General features: G+C 63.0%; 16 protein-coding genes. 7 read left to right on the top strand and 9 right to left on the bottom strand.

Features of this window, described 5'->3' with window-relative positions; genetic code table 11:
* Positions 1–27: 27 nt before the first annotated feature.
* A complete protein-coding gene (locus P3G66_RS20005) occupies positions 28–744 on the bottom strand; it encodes a DapH/DapD/GlmU-related protein (protein WP_058038038.1) in 717 nt (238 codons plus the stop codon).
* A 110-nt stretch (positions 745–854) separates the two neighbouring features.
* Here P3G66_RS20005 and P3G66_RS20000 point away from each other — a divergent pair, with 110 nt between their 5' ends.
* Both P3G66_RS20000 and P3G66_RS19995 read left to right on the top strand, forming a co-directional pair.
* Complete coding sequence (locus P3G66_RS20000; protein ID WP_007731790.1) at positions 855–1955, top strand: DegT/DnrJ/EryC1/StrS family aminotransferase; 1101 nt, start codon at positions 855–857, stop codon at positions 1953–1955.
* 3 nt (positions 1956–1958) lie between these two features.
* Positions 1959–2939: a Gfo/Idh/MocA family oxidoreductase gene (locus P3G66_RS19995; RefSeq protein ID WP_075831824.1), complete on the top strand. Its 981-nt coding sequence runs from the start codon at positions 1959–1961 to the stop codon at positions 2937–2939.
* Here the strand turns inward: P3G66_RS19995 and P3G66_RS19990 are convergent.
* Positions 2894–5104: a hypothetical protein gene (locus tag P3G66_RS19990; RefSeq protein WP_007731788.1), complete on the bottom strand. Its 2211-nt coding sequence runs from the start codon at positions 5102–5104 to the stop codon at positions 2894–2896. The genes P3G66_RS19995 and P3G66_RS19990 overlap by 46 nt on opposite strands.
* A gap of 145 nt (positions 5105–5249) precedes the next feature.
* Between P3G66_RS19990 and P3G66_RS19985 the strand changes: the two genes are divergently transcribed.
* Both P3G66_RS19985 and P3G66_RS19980 read left to right on the top strand, forming a co-directional pair.
* Complete coding sequence (locus P3G66_RS19985) at positions 5250–6059, top strand: glycosyltransferase (protein WP_054827093.1); 810 nt, start codon at positions 5250–5252, stop codon at positions 6057–6059.
* A gap of 59 nt (positions 6060–6118) precedes the next feature.
* Positions 6119–7993, top strand: coding sequence for a glycosyltransferase (locus P3G66_RS19980; RefSeq protein WP_037249282.1), 1875 nt, complete (start codon positions 6119–6121; stop codon positions 7991–7993).
* A 3-nt stretch (positions 7994–7996) separates the two neighbouring features.
* Here the strand turns inward: P3G66_RS19980 and P3G66_RS19975 are convergent, their stop codons facing one another.
* From P3G66_RS19975 to P3G66_RS19950, 6 genes are all read right to left on the bottom strand, one after another.
* Entirely contained in the window at positions 7997–8824 is an 828-nt protein-coding gene (locus P3G66_RS19975; protein ID WP_065455073.1) for a class I SAM-dependent methyltransferase, read from the bottom strand.
* 46 nt (positions 8825–8870) lie between these two features.
* The gene (gene rsgA / locus P3G66_RS19970; RefSeq protein WP_020968136.1) at positions 8871–9941 is read right to left on the bottom strand and encodes a ribosome small subunit-dependent GTPase A; all 1071 of its coding nucleotides are present in this window, start codon (positions 9939–9941) and stop codon (positions 8871–8873) included.
* A 174-nt stretch (positions 9942–10115) separates the two neighbouring features.
* Positions 10116–11012, bottom strand: coding sequence for a glycosyltransferase family 2 protein (locus P3G66_RS19965; protein WP_054188649.1), 897 nt, complete (start codon positions 11010–11012; stop codon positions 10116–10118).
* Entirely contained in the window at positions 11009–11815 is an 807-nt protein-coding gene (locus P3G66_RS19960) for an ABC transporter ATP-binding protein (protein ID WP_007731776.1), read from the bottom strand. Before P3G66_RS19960 ends, P3G66_RS19965 begins: the two co-directional genes overlap by 4 nt.
* Positions 11816–11824: 9 nt before the next feature.
* Positions 11825–12697 (bottom strand): ABC transporter permease, encoded by an 873-nt coding sequence (locus P3G66_RS19955; protein WP_029254233.1) that lies wholly within the window; start codon positions 12695–12697, stop codon positions 11825–11827.
* Between the two features lie 64 nt (positions 12698–12761).
* On the bottom strand, positions 12762–13331 hold the full coding sequence (locus tag P3G66_RS19950) for a bacterial proteasome activator family protein (RefSeq protein WP_003943894.1): 570 nt from the start codon (positions 13329–13331) through the stop codon (positions 12762–12764).
* A gap of 132 nt (positions 13332–13463) precedes the next feature.
* Between P3G66_RS19950 and P3G66_RS19945 the strand changes: the two genes are divergently transcribed.
* The gene (locus P3G66_RS19945) at positions 13464–14666 is read left to right on the top strand and encodes a cysteine desulfurase-like protein (RefSeq protein ID WP_007731767.1); all 1203 of its coding nucleotides are present in this window, start codon (positions 13464–13466) and stop codon (positions 14664–14666) included.
* A gap of 15 nt (positions 14667–14681) precedes the next feature.
* Here P3G66_RS19945 and P3G66_RS19940 read toward each other — a convergent pair whose 3' ends face one another.
* Positions 14682–15671 (bottom strand): NAD(P)H-quinone oxidoreductase, encoded by a 990-nt coding sequence (locus tag P3G66_RS19940; RefSeq protein ID WP_276117022.1) that lies wholly within the window; start codon positions 15669–15671, stop codon positions 14682–14684.
* Here P3G66_RS19940 and P3G66_RS19935 point away from each other — a divergent pair.
* Both P3G66_RS19935 and P3G66_RS19930 read left to right on the top strand, forming a co-directional pair.
* Positions 15670–16908 (top strand): lactate 2-monooxygenase, encoded by a 1239-nt coding sequence (locus P3G66_RS19935; protein WP_044480920.1) that lies wholly within the window; start codon positions 15670–15672, stop codon positions 16906–16908. The two genes, P3G66_RS19940 and P3G66_RS19935, sit on opposite strands and share 2 nt — an antisense overlap.
* A 128-nt stretch (positions 16909–17036) precedes the next feature.
* Positions 17037–17462, top strand: a complete 426-nt coding sequence (locus P3G66_RS19930) for a MarR family transcriptional regulator (protein WP_020968140.1) — start codon at positions 17037–17039, stop codon at positions 17460–17462.
* Positions 17463–17503: the final 41 nt, after the last annotated feature.

The raw sequence follows: 17503 nt of genomic DNA, 5'->3' as shown, positions 1-17503 counted from the left end.
AGACGATACCAACCAGGATTTGTCTCGCTAAACCACAAGCGGTTTGTCGGCGCGTTCCCGCCACCAGGTGAAGGCCTCCGACAGCGAGTCCGGAATGGCCGGTGACGTGCCGAAGCTTCCCGCGGCGTACACGGCTTCGATCGCGGCGATGTCCTCCTCCGCGATTCCCGACCGACTCATTCCGACCCGGTTGACACCGTGCAACGACACCGGGTTGCCGAAGGCCTTGGAGAAGGGCGGGACGTCCTTGACCACGACGGTTCCCATGCCGATCATGGATCCGGAGCCGACGACGCGTCGTTGGTGCGCGACAGTGTGCATGCCCAGGTTGACGCCGTCTCCGACGCTGACGTGCCCGGCAAGCGTCGTACCGGAGGACACGACGCAGCGGTCACCGATCTGCACGTCGTGCTCGATTCCCACTCTGTTCATCACGAAGCAGTCTTCGCCGATTTCGGTGCGGCGTTCGCTTCCCTGATGGACTGTGCTCAATTCGCGAATCGTCGTTCGAGCACCGATTCGAATTCCCAGACCGGCGCTGACGGACCAGGACGTCGGATGTAACGCGCCGAGGATCTCGGGGGGAGCTCCCAAGACCGCTCCCGAGCCGATCCAGCAGTCGTCGCCGATCTCGAGTGGGCCCGTGAGTACCGCGTTCGGTCCGATCGTGACTCCCGCCCCGATCAGTACGTCGGCGCCGATCACGGCGGTCGGATGGATGTGGCAGTCGGCTCGTTCAGACATGCAGGTTCCGGAATCCTCTCGAAGTATCGAATCGTGTTTCGATACGCTTCCTGGGTTGTCGGGGTATTTCGTTCCGACGACGGTCGGATGAATCTATCGGAGGTAACTCAGTGATCGCGATATCCAGTATCTCGTTCGGGGAAGAAGTCGAGCGCGAGGTGCTGGACACTCTGCGATCGGGAATCGTCGCGCAGGGACCCAAGGTGAAGCGGCTCGAGGACGAGTTCGCGGCGCTGGTGGGCACGCGACACGCGGTGGCGGTGAACAACGGCACTACGGCGTTGATCGCGGCTCTCCAGGTCCAGGATCTTCAGCCAGGTGACGAGGTTTTGACCACGCCGTTCACGTTCGTGGCCACCCTCAATGCAATTCTCGAGGCAGGCGCGACCGCGAGGTTTGCCGATATCTCCGAGTCCGATTTCAACATCGACCCGGCAGTCGCTGCCGATCGAATCGGTGACCGCACGAAGGTTCTGATGCCGGTTCATCTGTACGGACAGTCGGCTGACATGGGTGCCTTGATGCCGCTGGCATCGAAGAACGGTCTGACTGTCGTCGAGGACGCCGCTCAGGCCCACGGAGCGACGTTCGACGGGCGAGGCGCCGGCAGTTTCGGTGTGGGTTGCTTCTCGTTCTATGCAACGAAGAACCTCACGACCGCCGAGGGCGGAATGATCACGACCGACGACGACGCGATCGCCGATCGACTTCGGGTCCTGCGCAACCAGGGCATGCGGGCGCGCTACCAGTACGAGATGGTCGGCCAGAACTACCGGATGACTGACCTCCAGGCGAGCTTGGCTCTGCCCCAGATGGCGACGTACATGCAGCAGGTCGAGGCGCGCCGCCGGAATGCGGAGGCGTTGCGTGTCGGCCTGAAGGACGTCGAAGGACTGATCCTGCCGAGCGAACTGTCCGGTCGTGGACATGTCTGGCATCAGTTCACCTTGCTGCTGGCCGAAGACGCACCGATCACTCGCGACCAGTTGAGTGAGCGTCTGGCCGCGAAGGACATCGGTAGCGGCATCTACTACCCGAAGGCCGTCTACGACTACGAGTGCTACCGCGAACATCCGCGCGTCGTCATCGACGAGACGCCGGTGGCCACTTCGGTTGCGTCGCGGTGCCTGAGCATCCCCGTCCACGCTGCGTTGTCCGCCGGCGACGTCGATCAGATCGTTGCCGCGGTACGCGGCGCCATGGAGGCCTGAAAAATGACTGCTAGCAATCCACGTATCGCTCTTGTCGGATCCGGTCAGATGGGCTCGCTGCATGCGCGGGTCATCGCGCAGTCGCCGCTGTGCGAGTTGGATCTGCTGATCGAGCCGCGCGAGGAGCAGGGCAAAGCTGTTGCTGCGCGGTTCGATACGCGTTGGGCCGCCGATTTCGACTCGCTCGACGGTATCGACGCCGTCGTGATCGCCGCTGCTACGCCGGCGCACTACGAGTTGGCCGGGCGGGTTCTCGATCTGGGGAAGCCTGTCCTGGTGGAGAAGCCGTTGGCTGCGACGTACGAGCAGAGCGTCGACCTGGTCGATCGTTCACGCGCGTCCGGTGTTCCCCTGATGTGTGGACTGCTCGAACGGTTCAATCCCGCTGTCCGCACCGCCCGCGAGTTCTCCGGCGATGTGTGGCAGGTGAACGGTATCCGTCACTCGCCGTTCGTTTCCCGCATTCCGACGGGTGTCGCGACGGACCTGCTGATTCACGATATCGACCTTGCCATCGGATTTGCCGGCTCGGAACCCAGTTTGGCAAAAGGGGAGTTCGGCTACTTCCACCCGACGTCCGTGCAGAACCGGTCGGAAGATTGCGCCGACGCCGTATTGCGCTTCGGATCAGGTGCTGTTGCAACGATTTCCGCGAGCCGGATCAGTCAGCGCAAGATTCGCCAGCTGTCGTTGCTCGAGGCCGATCGGCTCATCGAGATCGATCTCCTGCGTCGCGACATCACGATCTACCGGCACATCGACGACAACATGCCCACCGATCGGGACGGCTACCAGCAGCAGACGGTCATCGAAATTCCGACGATCCGCTACAGCGAGGAACCGCTTGCCGCGCAGCTGACGCATTTCCTCGGATTGGTGCAGGGCACCGGTGACGCGGACGGTGAGCGAGCGTCGATTCTGCCCGCTCACCGCGCGGTTCACGAGGTGACGGAATCTGCGTTGGCTGCAGCGTTGTCGTCCTGACCGCTGCGTCGGCGTCGGAAGGCCCAGGCACCTTGAGACAGTGCCAGGAGTAATCCGACGCCGGCGACAGTCCAGCCGAAAGTGCTTCCGGGTGGACTGAATTCGATGGTGAGGGCGGATCCGGACGTGGCACTCGGCGGTAGATCGACCTGCAACAACCCGCCGGGGCTCGCCTTCGTCTCGACCGTCTGACCATCGACAGTCGCCGTCCAGCCCGGCCAGGCCAGTAGGGCGAATGTAACCGTGCCGGACCCGGTGTACTCGACGGTTTCCCTGGTGTCCGTAGCGGCGGCATCGCCACGTACGTCGAGACCAGGCGTCGCTGCGGATACGCGACCGTCGGGCCACTGATGCTCGGTGGTGCGATGGCCGACCGTGACCACCCGATCCGGCGATACGGTCCACTCGCCCTCGGGTAGGGCGTCGAGGGCGCGTTTTCCGCCGTACGGTCCGGAATTCTGAACGACGACCGTGTCGACTCGCATCGCGTCGAGCCAGGACACACCCGTTCCCGGCGATTCAGCGAGCAGTCGGTCGACGCCGTCCGGACACTGGACGCCGCCGTAGTAGTTCAAGCACAGTGCTTGAACGAAATCGTTGTAGCTGATTCCGGCGTAGCTGTTGACGGCATTGACTCCGGCAGGCTGCCAGGCGTTGCCGAACAGGAGGTCACCCCACTGCCCGGTTTCGTTGTCCGGCGGGATGTTGACGGGGTCGGCAATCGCGAAAGTGGTTCCCTGGTAACGGTCCTCGAACTTGGACTCCAGGAATGCCACCTGCCTGGGGAACTTCCACGGTGTCACGTTGTAGTTTCCGGTGAACCAGAAATTGGCTTGAGCACTGAGCACGACGACGATGCCGACAGCGAGTGCACCGGCGAGGTAGCGGGGCTTTCGGTAGGCCACGACCAACGCGAAGACGGTGAGAACCACGGTGATTATCAGTGATGCCGAGTGAATACCGATGTCTTCCGGGACATTCGACCAGGCAAGATAGAACTGAAGTGCCAACAATCCCGCGGTGATGATTGATCTTGTCCGGATTCGATCACGATGCAGTCCGGCAGAGAGGGCGACCGCCGTGACCACGATGGCGGGCAGTTGACCGTACTCGAGCAGTCGCGCGGGCCAACGGAAAAGCCACAGATTCGACGGTCCGAGAAGTAGTACGACGTAAATTCCGCCGAAGACGAACAGCGAGACGCTGTGGCGGCCCAACTTCTTCAGTGACTTCCATTGAATCCACGGTGCGAGCGGTATGAGGAACCAGGCCAGGTACACCAGTGGAATCGTCATGGCAGGCGAAGCGAAAGCGGTGACGTACGGCTGGTTCGACGGGCCGGAGAGATTGAGCAGGTCACCGAGATCGGGTCGAAGCGAACCGTCGTTCGCGATTCCGGACTGAGTACGCACCGACACGCCGGTGGTGAAGAGCAACGGTAGATACACGATCAGCGACATCATGATGATCGCTGCCGCGCTGATCATCAGTGATTTGATGCTGCCTGCGCGTTTGATTGCGATGCATTCCGCTATGACAGCGAGGTAGACGACCGCGACACCGACAGCGCCGTACGGGTTTCCGGTGGTCATCGCAAGATAGCCGAAAACGATCGGTACCAGGGGGTTCACTCGGCCGAGGGCGCTGGCGCGGGTAGACCACCAGACGTGGGGGATCCAGGCGAAGGCGATCAGCCCGGACGCCCAACTGGAGGCGTCGAAATAGAGCGTGTATCCGGCGAACGGCATGGCAAATCCGGCGATGAAAGCCATCGACCGATTGGCGCCGTACTGGCGGGCCACCAGATAAACGCCTACCGCGAGAATCGCCATGAATTGCATCTTGACCAGGGTGATTCCGATTCCCAGGTTCGGAATGAGTGCAATGGCAACCGAATCCAGAAGGATCACGGGATTGTATGTCCCGTAAAGGGCTTCGGCTGTGACATTGCCGCCGGCCCACAATTCGGGGATGAGCGTCGGCCATGACCCGGACAGGATTCGCTCGCCGATCGTGTGCCAACCAGGCGTGAAAGCTGCTGCGCTGTCGTCCCAGTAGTAGAACCACCGATTGGAGATCAGTGGGATGGCGGCGACGATCGACACCAGAGCGGCGAGAAGAATTGGCGGCACCACGCGTTGTGCGAGCGGTAAGTCAGATTTCACGATGTGCTTTCGTCTTCGAGTCGATGGCTGTTGTTCGGAGCCTGGGTCGTGCTCTTTTTCTCGGAGCCTGGGCTGCGCCTTGTTTCTCGGAGCGTAGTATTCCGACGAGTTCGAACTGCAGTCGGGGAAGTAAGGAGATCGGGACGTGGCGACATCGCGAACGGAACCCGTTCGTGGGGAACCAGCTACGCCGGAACTCTCGGTGATCATCCCCGCATACAACTCAGGCGAGGTGCTGGAGTCGACGGTGCGTCAATTCGCCGAGTACTTCACCAGCCGCCCGGCCGAGAGCGCCGGTCAGGTCGAGATCATCGTCGTGGAGAACGGTTCGACGGACAACACTGCCGACGTGTGTGCTGCTCTGGCAGCTTCCTGGTCTTGGCCTGGAGTGACCTTCCTGCCGATGAGCAGCGACAAAGGGATGGGCGCAGCGCTTCGCGCCGGGACGCTTGCTTCTCGTGGACGACGCGTGTTGCTCACCGCGGACGACCTTCCGTTCGGTTTCGGTGACATCGAAGGCGCCGACCGCGTGATGGCGGATCTAGGGTCCGTCCCGCCGGTGGTCATCGGTTCAAAGGCTCATTCGGACTCAGAGGTGGAACGTGGCTTGCTGCGTTCGGTGATGACGGGTGGATTCGCGACGCTGCGACGGGTGGTGCTGGGTACCCGCACGGGCGACCCCCAGGGGACATTCATCGTCGACGGCGTTTTGCTGCGTCGAATCGCACCCTCGCTGACCGAGCGTGGATTCCTTTTCACCACCGAATTGGACTACGCGCTCGAATTGGCTGGGGTGCGCCCGGTCGAGGTCCCGATCCGACTCAGCGACGATCATCTGGCGCACGCGAGCCGTATCTCGCCCAAGGACGTGGTCCAGATGGCGAAGGGTCTGTTGTCGCTTCGTCGGCGAAAGACCGAGCTGCGCTCCGCCGCTGCAGTGAGTAATCACGGGTAGACCTGGTGTGACTCGGTGCCCGGGGCGCCGAGGTGCGGATTCGCGATACCCTGCGGGGCGTGGATACCGTGAACACGACCGATGACCAGTCCGATTCCGGAGTCGAGTTGATCGAACGCAGCGCGACGTCGGATCGACTGCTGGCGCAGCGGACGTTGTTCACCGGAACTTCGCCCGTCGCCAGTGACGAACTGTATGCGGTGACCAAGGTCGGTATGTCGACGCGATCGCGGTTCGAGTTGCGGCTTCAGCCGGGCGCGGTCGCGCACACCAATACCTTCTTCGGTCGTTTTCCGGCCAGCTACTGGCAGCGCTGGACCAATGTCACCGAGGTCACCGTCACTGCACATGTCGTGGCCGATACCGCTTGCCGCATCCAGATCCAGGCCTCGGACATCGGTGGCCACCGTCGTATCGTGACGAACGTCGTCGTGACCGGCGACGAGCGAGTGTCCATGACCGCCCCGCTCGATACTTTCGTTGACGGCGGGGCACTGTGGCTGCAGTTCGAAGCGCAGGGTGGCGGCGCAGTGGTCGACGATGTGGAATGGACCGTCGTCTCGCCGGAGTCGATTCGCCCGGTAGCCGTGGCGATCTGCACGTTCAATCGTGCGGACGACTGTGCGCGCACGGTCGAGGCCCTCGCGTCCGACGAGCGTGTACTCGCGTTGCTCGACGCTCTGTACGTCGTCGATCAGGGAACGGATCCGGTAGAGAGCCGTGAGCTGTTCCAGGAAGTGTCGAAGAAGTTCGGTTCGCGGTTGCAATATCTGCGGCAGGCGAATCTGGGTGGTGCCGGCGGATTCACCCGGGGCCTGTACGAGGCTTCGGCGGCCGGGCCGCACGCCGACGTGATCTTGATGGACGACGACATTCTGTGCGAACCCGAATCGGTTCTTCGACTGAGTGCGTTCGCGAACATGACGACGGAGCCGGCGTTGATCGGTGCCCAGATGCTCTTCCTGTTCAACCCCGACTACCTGCTGGCTTCGGGTGAACGCGTGGATCTGGGCACGCTTCAGCGTGGTGTACCGACCGATGAGCACGGTGTTCGTAACCGGAGTGTGCTCGAGAAACTGCCGGAACGTCGCGTGGACGCCGAATACAACGGCTGGTGGTCTTGCCTGATTCCTGCTGAAGCCATCGAGCGGATCGGCTTGCCACTGCCGGTCTTCTTCCAGTGGGACGACGTCGAGTACAGCTTGCGGGCCGGGCGGGCCGGGATTCCCACCATCACGTTGCCGTCGGCTGCTGTGTGGCATGCGGACTTCTATTGGAAGGACGTCGACGGTTTCGCGCACTACTTCAGTACGCGCAACGGTCTGATCACCGCTGCGCTGGACCCAGGGTTTGCACCCAAAACCCTCGCGAAGCAGCTCTCCCGGGATATTTCGCACTCGATCGTGGGTTTGCAGTACGGCCTTGCACATACGCAACTCCGGGCGATCGAGGGATTCCTCGAGGGGCCGGCAGGTTTGGCGGACGGTGGGCAGAAGGCGCTTGCCGCGATCAACCAGGAACGTAAGCGCTTCCCCGAGACTGTGACCCGCCCGGCGTCGGAGCTGCCGGGCAGGCTGCCGATCCGCCGCGTTGCGCCCAGCCCGAAACCCGGTTTGTGGACGGACCTCGTTCTGGCGAAACGCGCTGTGATGCAGGCTCGCAATCACCTCGAGCGAGGTCCGGTGGCGATTTCGTACGAGGACGCGCAGTGGTGGCACGTCGGACGTTTCGATCACGTCTTCGTCACCGATGCTTCGCAGGGAGGCGTGCGTGAACGCCGCTTCGACAGCGAGAAGGCCGCCGAGATGAGCGGCCGCCTCGCCGGCGTCATGAAGAGGTTCCTCGCCGAAGCACCAAGTGTGGCTGAAGCATTCGCTCGCGAGTTTCCGCAGCTCACCAGCCGCGAGAACTGGGCTCGACTGTACGAGAAGTGAGCCTCAGCGCACTATCTTGACGACGACCTGCTCGTTGTCGACGGTGTACCCGAGGTATTCGAACGAGATGCCGGTGCGTGTGACGAACTCCGTCCACGCCCGGTACTCGTGCTGCTGCCACCCGGGATAGTTGAAGAATTCGTCGAAGACGACGATCGACCCGGGTACCAGGCGGTCGCCGAGGAGATCGAGCACCGTCTTGGTGGACGAGTAGAGATCGGCGTCGAGGTGCAGGAACGCAACGGGGCCGGGTTCGTCGTTCAGGAACGAGGGCAAGGTGTCCTCGAAGAGGCCCGGAACAAGTTGCGCTCCAGGCACTTCGGGGATGGATTCCTGTGCGAACTCGCCGACCGGGAACCCGGTGCGCCAGGTCTCCGGAAGGCCGGAGAACACGTCGAAACCTGCGACGGTCCCCTCGCGTTCGGTGAAAGCCTCCGCGACGATCCTGAGTGTGGTTCCGCTGGCGACGCCGAATTCGAGTGCCATGCCGGGTATTTCGATCAAGCCCAATGCGTGGCGCAGCGTGTCGTGCGGGTGGCCGAATGTCTCCGCGACTCGAAGGTGTTCGAGGATGAACTCGGCAGTCGACGCTGTCGCTTCCAGATCCACGGCGTAGGCCAGATCCCGACGCTGGCGAAATTCCAGCTCGTCGATCCTGGACCGGAGGCCCGCGATGTCACCGCGGGCCTCGGCCAGTTCGTCACGTGAGAGTGCCAGCGCGTCGAGGATCTGTTGCGTGCGATCTGCGTTGCGCCGGTCGGCGGCCTCGACCACCTCGGATACCGCACGCTGAAGCTTGGTTCTGGCGCTGGAACGGAACTGCTCGAACATGGCAACCTCTCGTCGGGATCACCCCCATGCTGCCAGGCTTTGTTCGCTACCGGTCCCGACCGCGGTAGTGACTCTTGAGTTGTCGGGAGATCACCTTGATCTCCCGCGTCCTCTCTGCCTGCAGACGAGCATCGCTTCGCGCGGCGTTCCATGCATTCTCTCGCTGTAGTTTCCGGTAGCTCGCGAGCCTCCGCTCATCGATATCGCCACGCCCGAGTGCGCTCAGGACTGCGCATCCCGGCTCGGAGTTGTGTGCGCAATCGGAGAACCGGCACTCTGCAATCAGCTCCTCGATCTCGGGGAACGTCTTCTCGATCCCCTCCGCCGCGTTCCACATGCCGACCCCTCGCAGGCCGGGTGTGTCGATCAGTGTCCGGCCGCCGGAGAATGAGATCAACTCTCTGGTGACGGTGGTGTGGCGTCCCTTTCCGTCACCGGTCCGAACGCGACCGGTCTCGAGTCGATCGGCGTCTGTGGTGTCCGCGAGGAGGGCGTTCGCGAGCGTCGACTTACCGGCGCCTGATGGACCGAGTATCGCCACGGTGCCGTCCAGAACTGCATCGAGTACATCCATTCCTTCGTTGGTCTCGGCACTGACGGCCAGCACTGTTGCGCCGGGCGCAATGGCAGTGACCTCGGCGAGAGTGTCGGAGATATAGTGAGCTGCATCCGATTTGGTGAGTGCGACGACAGGGGTTGCACCACTTTCCCAGGCGAGTGCGAGTAGTCGCTCGATGCGCCCGAGATCGACGTCGCCGTCCGAAGCCGTGGCGATGACGACGGTGTCGACATTGGCCGCCAGAATCTGGCCTTCCGATTTTCCGGATGCCGAGGATCGAACGATGCTGCTTGATCGGGGGAGTATCGAAGTGACCGTGTGCATCTCGGGTTCGCGTGAGTCCCGTAACTCGGCCACGGCGACCCAGTCACCCGTACAGAGTGGATCGCTGCCGCTGAGTGCGCGAACTGTGCCTTCGGCGACGGCCACGTCACACCGCCCCCGGTCGACGCGAAGAACGCGCCCGGGTGCGGAGTCCGGTGGGGCCAGGGCAGTGAATGTGTTCGAGAGTGTTGCGTTCCAACCGTATTCGGTCAGGGGCGCGCTGTTTTCCGGCATGGTGAGTGTGTCCTCGAGTACGAAGAAGTGTGAATGTTGACGGTGCTGAAACTGCGGAACACGACAGTCATCAATACTCACTCCTCGAAAATCTCAGGACGCACCATGCGTCGGATCAGAATCGTCTCAGCCGCAGACGCGACTGTGCAACTGAATTAACTCGGGGCGGCCGACTTAACTCGGACGTTCGAACTTCTCTTCCCGGCCGAGCTTGCGCAATCGCATCCACTCGCGCAGTCCGGCCGGATCGCGGCGTGTGATCAGGAAGTACCAGCCGAACCGAACCCATTCCTGCGGAAGCAGTTTCCGCATTCCCGGTTGGGAGAGGATGTATCCACGGTTGCGGTACGTGAAGTAGCGCTTCGTGTCGTTGTCGGGGTACTGCGTGTGCATGCGTCCGCCGAGGATCGGCTTGAACTCGTCCGCGCCGTTGGGGTGGACATAAGCAGTTTGCAGGCAGGTACCGAACTTCAGGCCGGAGCGCACGAGGCGACGGTGTACCTCGACCTCGTCGCCGCGGACGAACAGGCGTAGATCCGGAACTCCGACGGCATCGATCGCGTCGGCGGTGAACAGTGCGCCGTTGAAGAGGGACGCGATGCCGGGCAGGAGATCCTCGTCGCCGAGCTCGGAACGCAACCGGCGCCACGACGTGCCGCGGCGAAGTGGGAAGGCAAGGCGGTCGGGGTCGTCGATGTCGCAGACGACGGGGGAGACCTCGGCCAGGTCGTTCCGAATTGCACAGTCGAGCAGTGTTTCCAGGACTTCGGGGCCGTCCGGGCGGCCGTCGTCGTCGGCGAGCCAGACGCGGTCGGCGCCGAGTGAAAGCGCGTAGAGAATGCCAAGAGCAAATCCTCCGGCACCGCCGAGGTTGTGCTGAGAACCGATGTAACTGGTCGGCAGTGGAGCGTTGTCGACGAGCTCTTTCACATCGGCTTCGTCGGCATTGTCGACGACAACCAGATGATCGAGCGGACGCGACTGGGTGCTGAGAACCTTCAAGGATTCGGCCAGCAGTTCACGACGCTTGTGAGTGACGACGACCCCGATGATTTTCTCTGGTGCGCTCACGGGGTGTTCTCCCGTTCCATTTCCTTGATCACGTGGCGCACATGTTCGGCGGCGTCGTCACCTTCGTAGGCGCGCACGACGTCTTCGATGTCGCCTTGCATGCGGATCTGGCCGTGGTCGATCCACATCGCGCTGTTGCACAGCTGAGCGAGGAATTCGTTGGAGTGGCTGGCGAACACCAGGATGCCGGAGCGTTCCACCAGCTTCTGCAGCCGGATGCGGGCCTTCTTCATGAATTCGGCGTCGACGGCACCGATGCCCTCGTCGAGAAGGAGGATCTCGGGATCGATACTGGTGACGACACCCATGGCAACACGTACGCGCATGCCGGTGGAGTAGGTGCGCAACGGCATGGAGAGGTATTCACCGAGCTCGGTGAATTCGGCGATCTCGTCCATCTTCGCGAGCATCTGCTTGCGGGTCTGACCAAGGAACAGGCCGCGGATGATGATGTTCTCGTACCCGGAGATTTCCGGGTCCATGCCGACACCGAGGTCGAAGACGGGTGCGACGCGCCCGCGAATGCTGGCGGATCCCCGGGTGGGTTCGTAGATTCCGGAGAGCAGGCGCAGCAGGGTGGATTTGCCGGCGCCGTTGTGGCCGACGAGCCCGATGCGGTCGCCTTCCTTGAGCGTCATCGTGATGTCGCGGAGCGCTTCGACGACAACGACATCGGAGTCGTTGCGGCCGATGGATCCTCCGGCCTTGCCGAGGAAGGCCTTCTTGAGCGAACGGGATTTCGCGTCGAAGATCGGGAAGTCGACGCACGCGTTCTGCGTGTGGATGCTGACTGGCTGACTCATGTGTTTCCTCTAGACCCAGTAGGGCACGCGTGCCCGGTACTTGCGGAGTGCCAGAATCGCGACGGCCCAGCCGACGACGGTGAAGGCGATGACGATGTACCAGTGGTATGCCTGCTGGTCGGCCCCGATGAGTGGTGCTCGGATGATCTCGAGGTAGTGGTACAGGGGGTTGAGCTCGGCAAGCCGGACTCGCTCGCTGGCTTGCCCGCCCTGGTCCTTGAGGGCCTGAGTTGTCCACATGATCGGCGTCAGCACGAACAGCAGGAGCGTCATGCTGCCCAGGATGGGGGCGATGTCGCGGTATCGGGTGGAGAAGATGCCGAAGACGATCGAGACCCACAGCGTGTTCGCCACGATCAGCAGGAATGCCGGTATCGCCGCCAGCGCAGTCCAGCTCATGTTCTGCCAGATGCTGAACGCGAACAGCAGAACTATGTAGATTGCAAAGTTGTGCGCGAAGAACAGCACCTGACGCCAAACCAGGCGATATACGTGCACGCTCAACGCCGACGGCAACTGCTTGATCAGGCCCTCGTTGGCGATGAAGACCTCGGAGCCTTCGAGGATGCCTGCACTGATCAGGTTCCACACGATCAGGCCGACCGTGACGTACGGCAGGAACTCCTTGAGCGGAATGTTCAGCAACGCGGAGTACAGAAGACCCATCGCGCCGGCCTGGACGCCGGTGGCGATCGTGATCCAGAACGGACCGATCACCGACCGGCGGTAGCGCTGTTTGATGTCCTGCCAGCCGAGGCTGAGCCACAACTCACGCTGATTCAGACCGTCGCGAAGGTCTTTGAACGCACGACGGAACGTCTGGGAGTCGGACACGGGCGCAGGTGCGTCCGGCGTCTCGGATTCGATTGCGGATGCTGACACGGAGGTCGAGCCTACCGGCCTGGCGTCGGCGCCGGATTTCCCTCGGACCTAGTGGTGGTCCGAGTTACAGATACTGGCCGGTTCCTGGGCTCTGTTGGTCCGGATGGGCAGGCGAATGCGGAGCCCCGATGCTCATGCCGGGAGGCAGTGCACCCTGCCGCATTTGTTCGAGCTGAGCGCGCGCTGCCATCTGCTGCGCGAACAGTGCGGTTTGAATTCCGTGGAACAGTCCTTCGAGCCAGCCGACGAGTTGGGCCTGCGCGATTCGCAGTTCGGCGTCGGAGGGAATGGAGTCGTCGGTGAACGGGAGGCTCAGTCGCTCGAGTTCTTCACGGAGTTCGGGTGCCAGGCCCTGTTCCAGTTCTCGGATGGACGAGGTGTGGATGTCCTTGAGGCGCTTGCGGCTGGCGTCGTCGAGCGGCGCGGCGCGCACTTCTTCCAACAGTTGTTTGATCATCGTGCCGATTCGCATGACCTTCGCCGGCTGCTCGACCATCTCGGCGACGGACTCGGCTTCGGATTCCGCGCCTTCGGTGGTGCCAGATGTGGAGGCCTCTGCCTCGGCCGCCGGCATCGCGACGGGTCGACCGTCGGGTCCGATAACGAGTACCTGCTCTTTGTCGGGGTTCGTCATGCTTCCATCTTGTCGTGTGTGGGCGACAAACGCCGCGTAACCCCCAAAAAGTTAGCTACCGAATAACTGTACTGACGGGTAATTGGGTGACTGCCTTCGACTAAGCGGGCGTCTGCACCTAGAGTGTCGAGCATGGCTTACGACGTTGCCCGCGTACGGGGGTTGATTCCCTCACTCGGTGACGGCTGGATCCACCTCGATCCGCAGGCCGGAATGCAGATCCCGGACGCCGTCTCGCGGACGGTCTCCACCGCGTTCCGTGCCTCTGCATCTTCTTCCTCCGGTCGCCACGTCTCGAACCGTCGTAGTGCTGCCATTCTCGAGAGTGCGCGCACCGCGGTCGCGGATCTGGTCGGCGGAGATCCTGCGGGAGTCGTTCTCGGATCAGACCGAGCGGTGTTGTTGGCTTGGCTCGCCGAGTCGCTCAGTTCGCGGTTGGGCCTCGGAACCGGTCTCGTACTCTCGCGCCTCGACGAAGAGGCGAACGTCGCGCCCTGGCTTCGTGTGGCCAGTCGCTACGGCGCTCAGGTGCGATGGGCAGAGGTCGAAATCGAAACGTGTGAGCTCCCGAGTTGGCAGTTCAACGATCTCATCACCTCGACCACTCGATTGGTGGCCTTGACGGCCGCATCACCGGTCGTCGGTTCGGCTCCGAACGTCCGCGCCGCAGCTGATCGTCTGCACGAATTCGGCGGACTGATGGTGGTCGACGCCGTCGGTGCAGCGCCATATGCGCATGTGGACATGGCTGATCTCGGGGCGGACATCGTTGCCGTCAGCGCGCCGTCGTGGGGCGGTCCACAGGTGGGCGCACTCGTCTTCCGCGATCCCGGACTGCTCGACCGAATTCCGGCCGTGTCGCTCAACCCGTACGCGCGTGGCGCCGAGCGACTCGAGGTGGGCGGTCATCAGTTCGCGCTGCTGTCCGGTCTCACGTCGTCGATCGATTTCCTGGCCGGGTTGGACGAATCGGCAACGGGAACCAGGCGTGAGCGCCTCGAAACCTCGATCAGCTCGCTACAGGACTATCAGGACGGTCTGTTCGATCACCTCATGCGTTCTCTCGCAGCCCTGCCCAACGTGATGGTGATCGGCGGCGCACCCACGCGGGTGCCGACGCTCAGCTTCACGCTCGAGGGCATGGCGGCAGACAAGGTCGCCGCGCACCTGGCCGACAAGCGCATCGCAACGGTCAGCGGTACGCATGGTGGTTCCAGGCTGCTCGACGCCCTCGGTGTCAACGACGAAGGCGGCGCGGTCACCGTCGGCCTTGCGCCGTACACGACGCGGTACGAGATCAATCAGCTGGTCGCCGAACTCGGCGCCCTGGGCTGATCGACCCCGCTCGGCTCACTTCACCGTGAGGATGACCTTGCCTACGGTTTCCGGCGAATCCAGCAATTGATGGGCTAATGGTGCCTCGGTGATCGGAAGTTCGGTCGACACGATCGGTTGAACCGACCCGTCTGCGATCAGCGGCCACAGCTTCGCGCGGACGTCGGCGACGATGTCCGCTTTACCGCCGAGGCCGGTGAGCGGACGCCCGCGCAGGCCCGTCGACGTGATGTTTCCGCGCTTGCCCATCAGCTTGGCGATGTCGACCTCGCCCTTGCGGCCACCCTGCATTCCGATGATCACGACGTGGCCGTCCATGGCGAGTGCGTCGACGTTGCGTCCGAGATACGACGCTCCCATGTTGTCCAGAACCACGTCGGCGCCGTGGTTGTCGGTGGCTTCGGCGAGTGATGCTACGAAGTCGCTGTCGCGGTAGTTGATCAAAATGTCCGCGCCCAATTCGCGGCAGCGGTTCAATTTTTCCTCCGAACCCGCGGTAACTGCGACGCGGGCGCCGAGGGCTTTGCCGACCTGGATGGCGTGGGTGCCGATTCCGCCGCCACCACCATGGACGAGGAGGACCTGTCCGCGTCGTAGGCCGCCCCGCATCACGACGTTGGACCACACCGTGCACGCAACTTCCGGCAGTGACGCTGCGACTCGGAGATCGACGCCCGCGGGAACGGGGAGAAGTTGTGTTGCCGGGACCGCGACCTTCTCGGCGTAACCGCCGCCGGCCAGCAGTGCGCAGACTTCGTCGCCGACGGACCAACCGGTGACGTCTTCGCCGAGTTCGACGATCACGCCCGAGCATTCGAGGCCGAGGATGTCACTCGCGCCGGGCGGCGGCGGGTAGAAGCCTTGGCGTTGGAGCAGGTCGGCGCGGTTGACCGCCGTCGCGGCGACCTCGACGAGTACGTGCCCGCGAGGCAGTTCGGGATCGGGTTGCTGCGCCCATTTCATGACCTCGGGACCGCCGGGCTGATCGATCGTTATGGCGTACATGGATACGACGCTAGCGAATCTCCCCGCTGACGGGTGTTTTGCCGCTACCGTCGCGGACGTGACTTACTTCGGGAACATGCAGAACGAGATCTATCTGACGGGACTGAGCGGCGCGAAGCCGGCTTTGCCGATGACTGCGGCAGGCTTGGAAGATGCCGCGCGCGAGCAACTCTCACCAGAGGCTTTCGGGTACATCGCCGGTAGCGCGTCGACCGAACGAACCGCGGTGTCGAATCTGCGGGCGTTCGACAAGCATGCGATCGTGCCGCGGATGTTGCGGGGGACTGCGGCGCCCGACGCGCGTGATCTGAGCGTCGAGGTGTTGGGGACGCGGTTGGCTGCACCGATCCTGACGGCTCCGGTGGGCGTGCTCGGCTTGGTCCACGACGACGCCGAGGTTGCGGTCGGTTCGGTCACTGCCGAGTTGGGGATCGGATCGATTCTCTCGACGGCGGCGTCATCGACCATCGAAGACGTAGCGGCGGCCTCGGGCGAGAACTGGTGGTACCAGCTGTACTGGCCGGCCGACGACGAGCTTGCCGAGTCGTTTGTCCGTCGGGCGGAGACGGCGGGCGCGAAGGCTATCGTCCTGACTGCCGACACTCCCGGTATGGGTTGGCGTCCAAGGGATCTCGAACTCGGTCACCTTCCGTTCCTGCAGGCGAAGGGTATTGCCAACTACCTGTCGGATCCGGTGTTCCGCGCCAAATTGGCGACGCCGCCCGAGGAGAGCGCAGAAGCCCTGCAGATCGCGGTTCTGACGTGGGTGTCGTTGTTCGGTAACCACGCGGTGCGGATCGCGGATATCGCGAAACTTCGCCAGTGGACGACACTTCCGATCGCGGTGAAGGGAATTGTCCACCCCGACGACGCACGTGAGGCCGTCGCGGCCGGCGCCAACGGCATCGTCGTGAGCAACCATGGTGGGCGTCAGGTCGACGGGTCGATTTCGGCACTCGATGCTCTCGGTCCCGTCGCTGATGCGGTGGGGCATGAGGTGGACATCCTGATGGACTCCGGAATTCGTTGTGGCGCAGACGTAATCAAGGCTCTGGCCTTGGGTGCCGATGCAGTGCTGTACGGGCGGCCGTGGGTGTACGGGTTGGGATTGGCCGGAGCGGACGGAGTGCGTCATGCATTGCGCAGTCTCCTGGCCGACCTGGATCTCACGATGGGACTGGCGGGGCTGGCATCTGTCGCCGAAATCGACCGTTCGATCCTGATGTCCAATTCGTGACTTTAGGGTGAGTCTTACTGTGACGGGCGGACACAGGTCTAAACTTGGAACCTGTGACAGCTGAAGCGACAACCGAGGAGACATCGCAGGCGGCGCACGGTGAGACACCGTGGCTGACGCCGTGCGAGATGCGTGCATGGCGCGGCTACATGGACGGTAATCAGCGCCTCATGGAGGTTCTCAACCGCGAACTGCAGGATTCACACGACCTGTCGTTGGCCGATTACCGCATTTTGGTCATGCTCTCGGAGTCAGCTGACGGGTCGTTGCGGATGAGTGACCTGGCAGACGGCGTGCTGTCTTCGCGCAGCCGCCTGACGCACCAGATCAGGCGGATGGAATCTCAGGGCATCGTCGTGCGCGACACTTGCGTCGAAGATGGTCGCGGCGTGCTCGCGCGGATCACGGAAGAGGGTAGGCGTCGCCTCGCCGAGGCAGCGCCTACTCACGTGGCCGGCGTGCGGAACAATCTGGTCGATCTGCTGACTCCTCAGGAACTGGACGTGCTGGCAGACGTCTTCGAGAAGGTCGACAAAGCCATCGGCGAGCGCTGACGTCGGAGCCGTTTTCGCGGTCCGTGGGAACACCCGATAGG

This window comes from Rhodococcus sp. C3V (assembly GCF_029269915.1).
Taxonomy (GTDB): domain Bacteria; phylum Actinomycetota; class Actinomycetes; order Mycobacteriales; family Mycobacteriaceae; genus Rhodococcus_F; species Rhodococcus_F qingshengii.
Note: the sequence above shows the minus strand (reverse complement) of the source record. Positions and strands in the feature narration are given on the sequence as shown.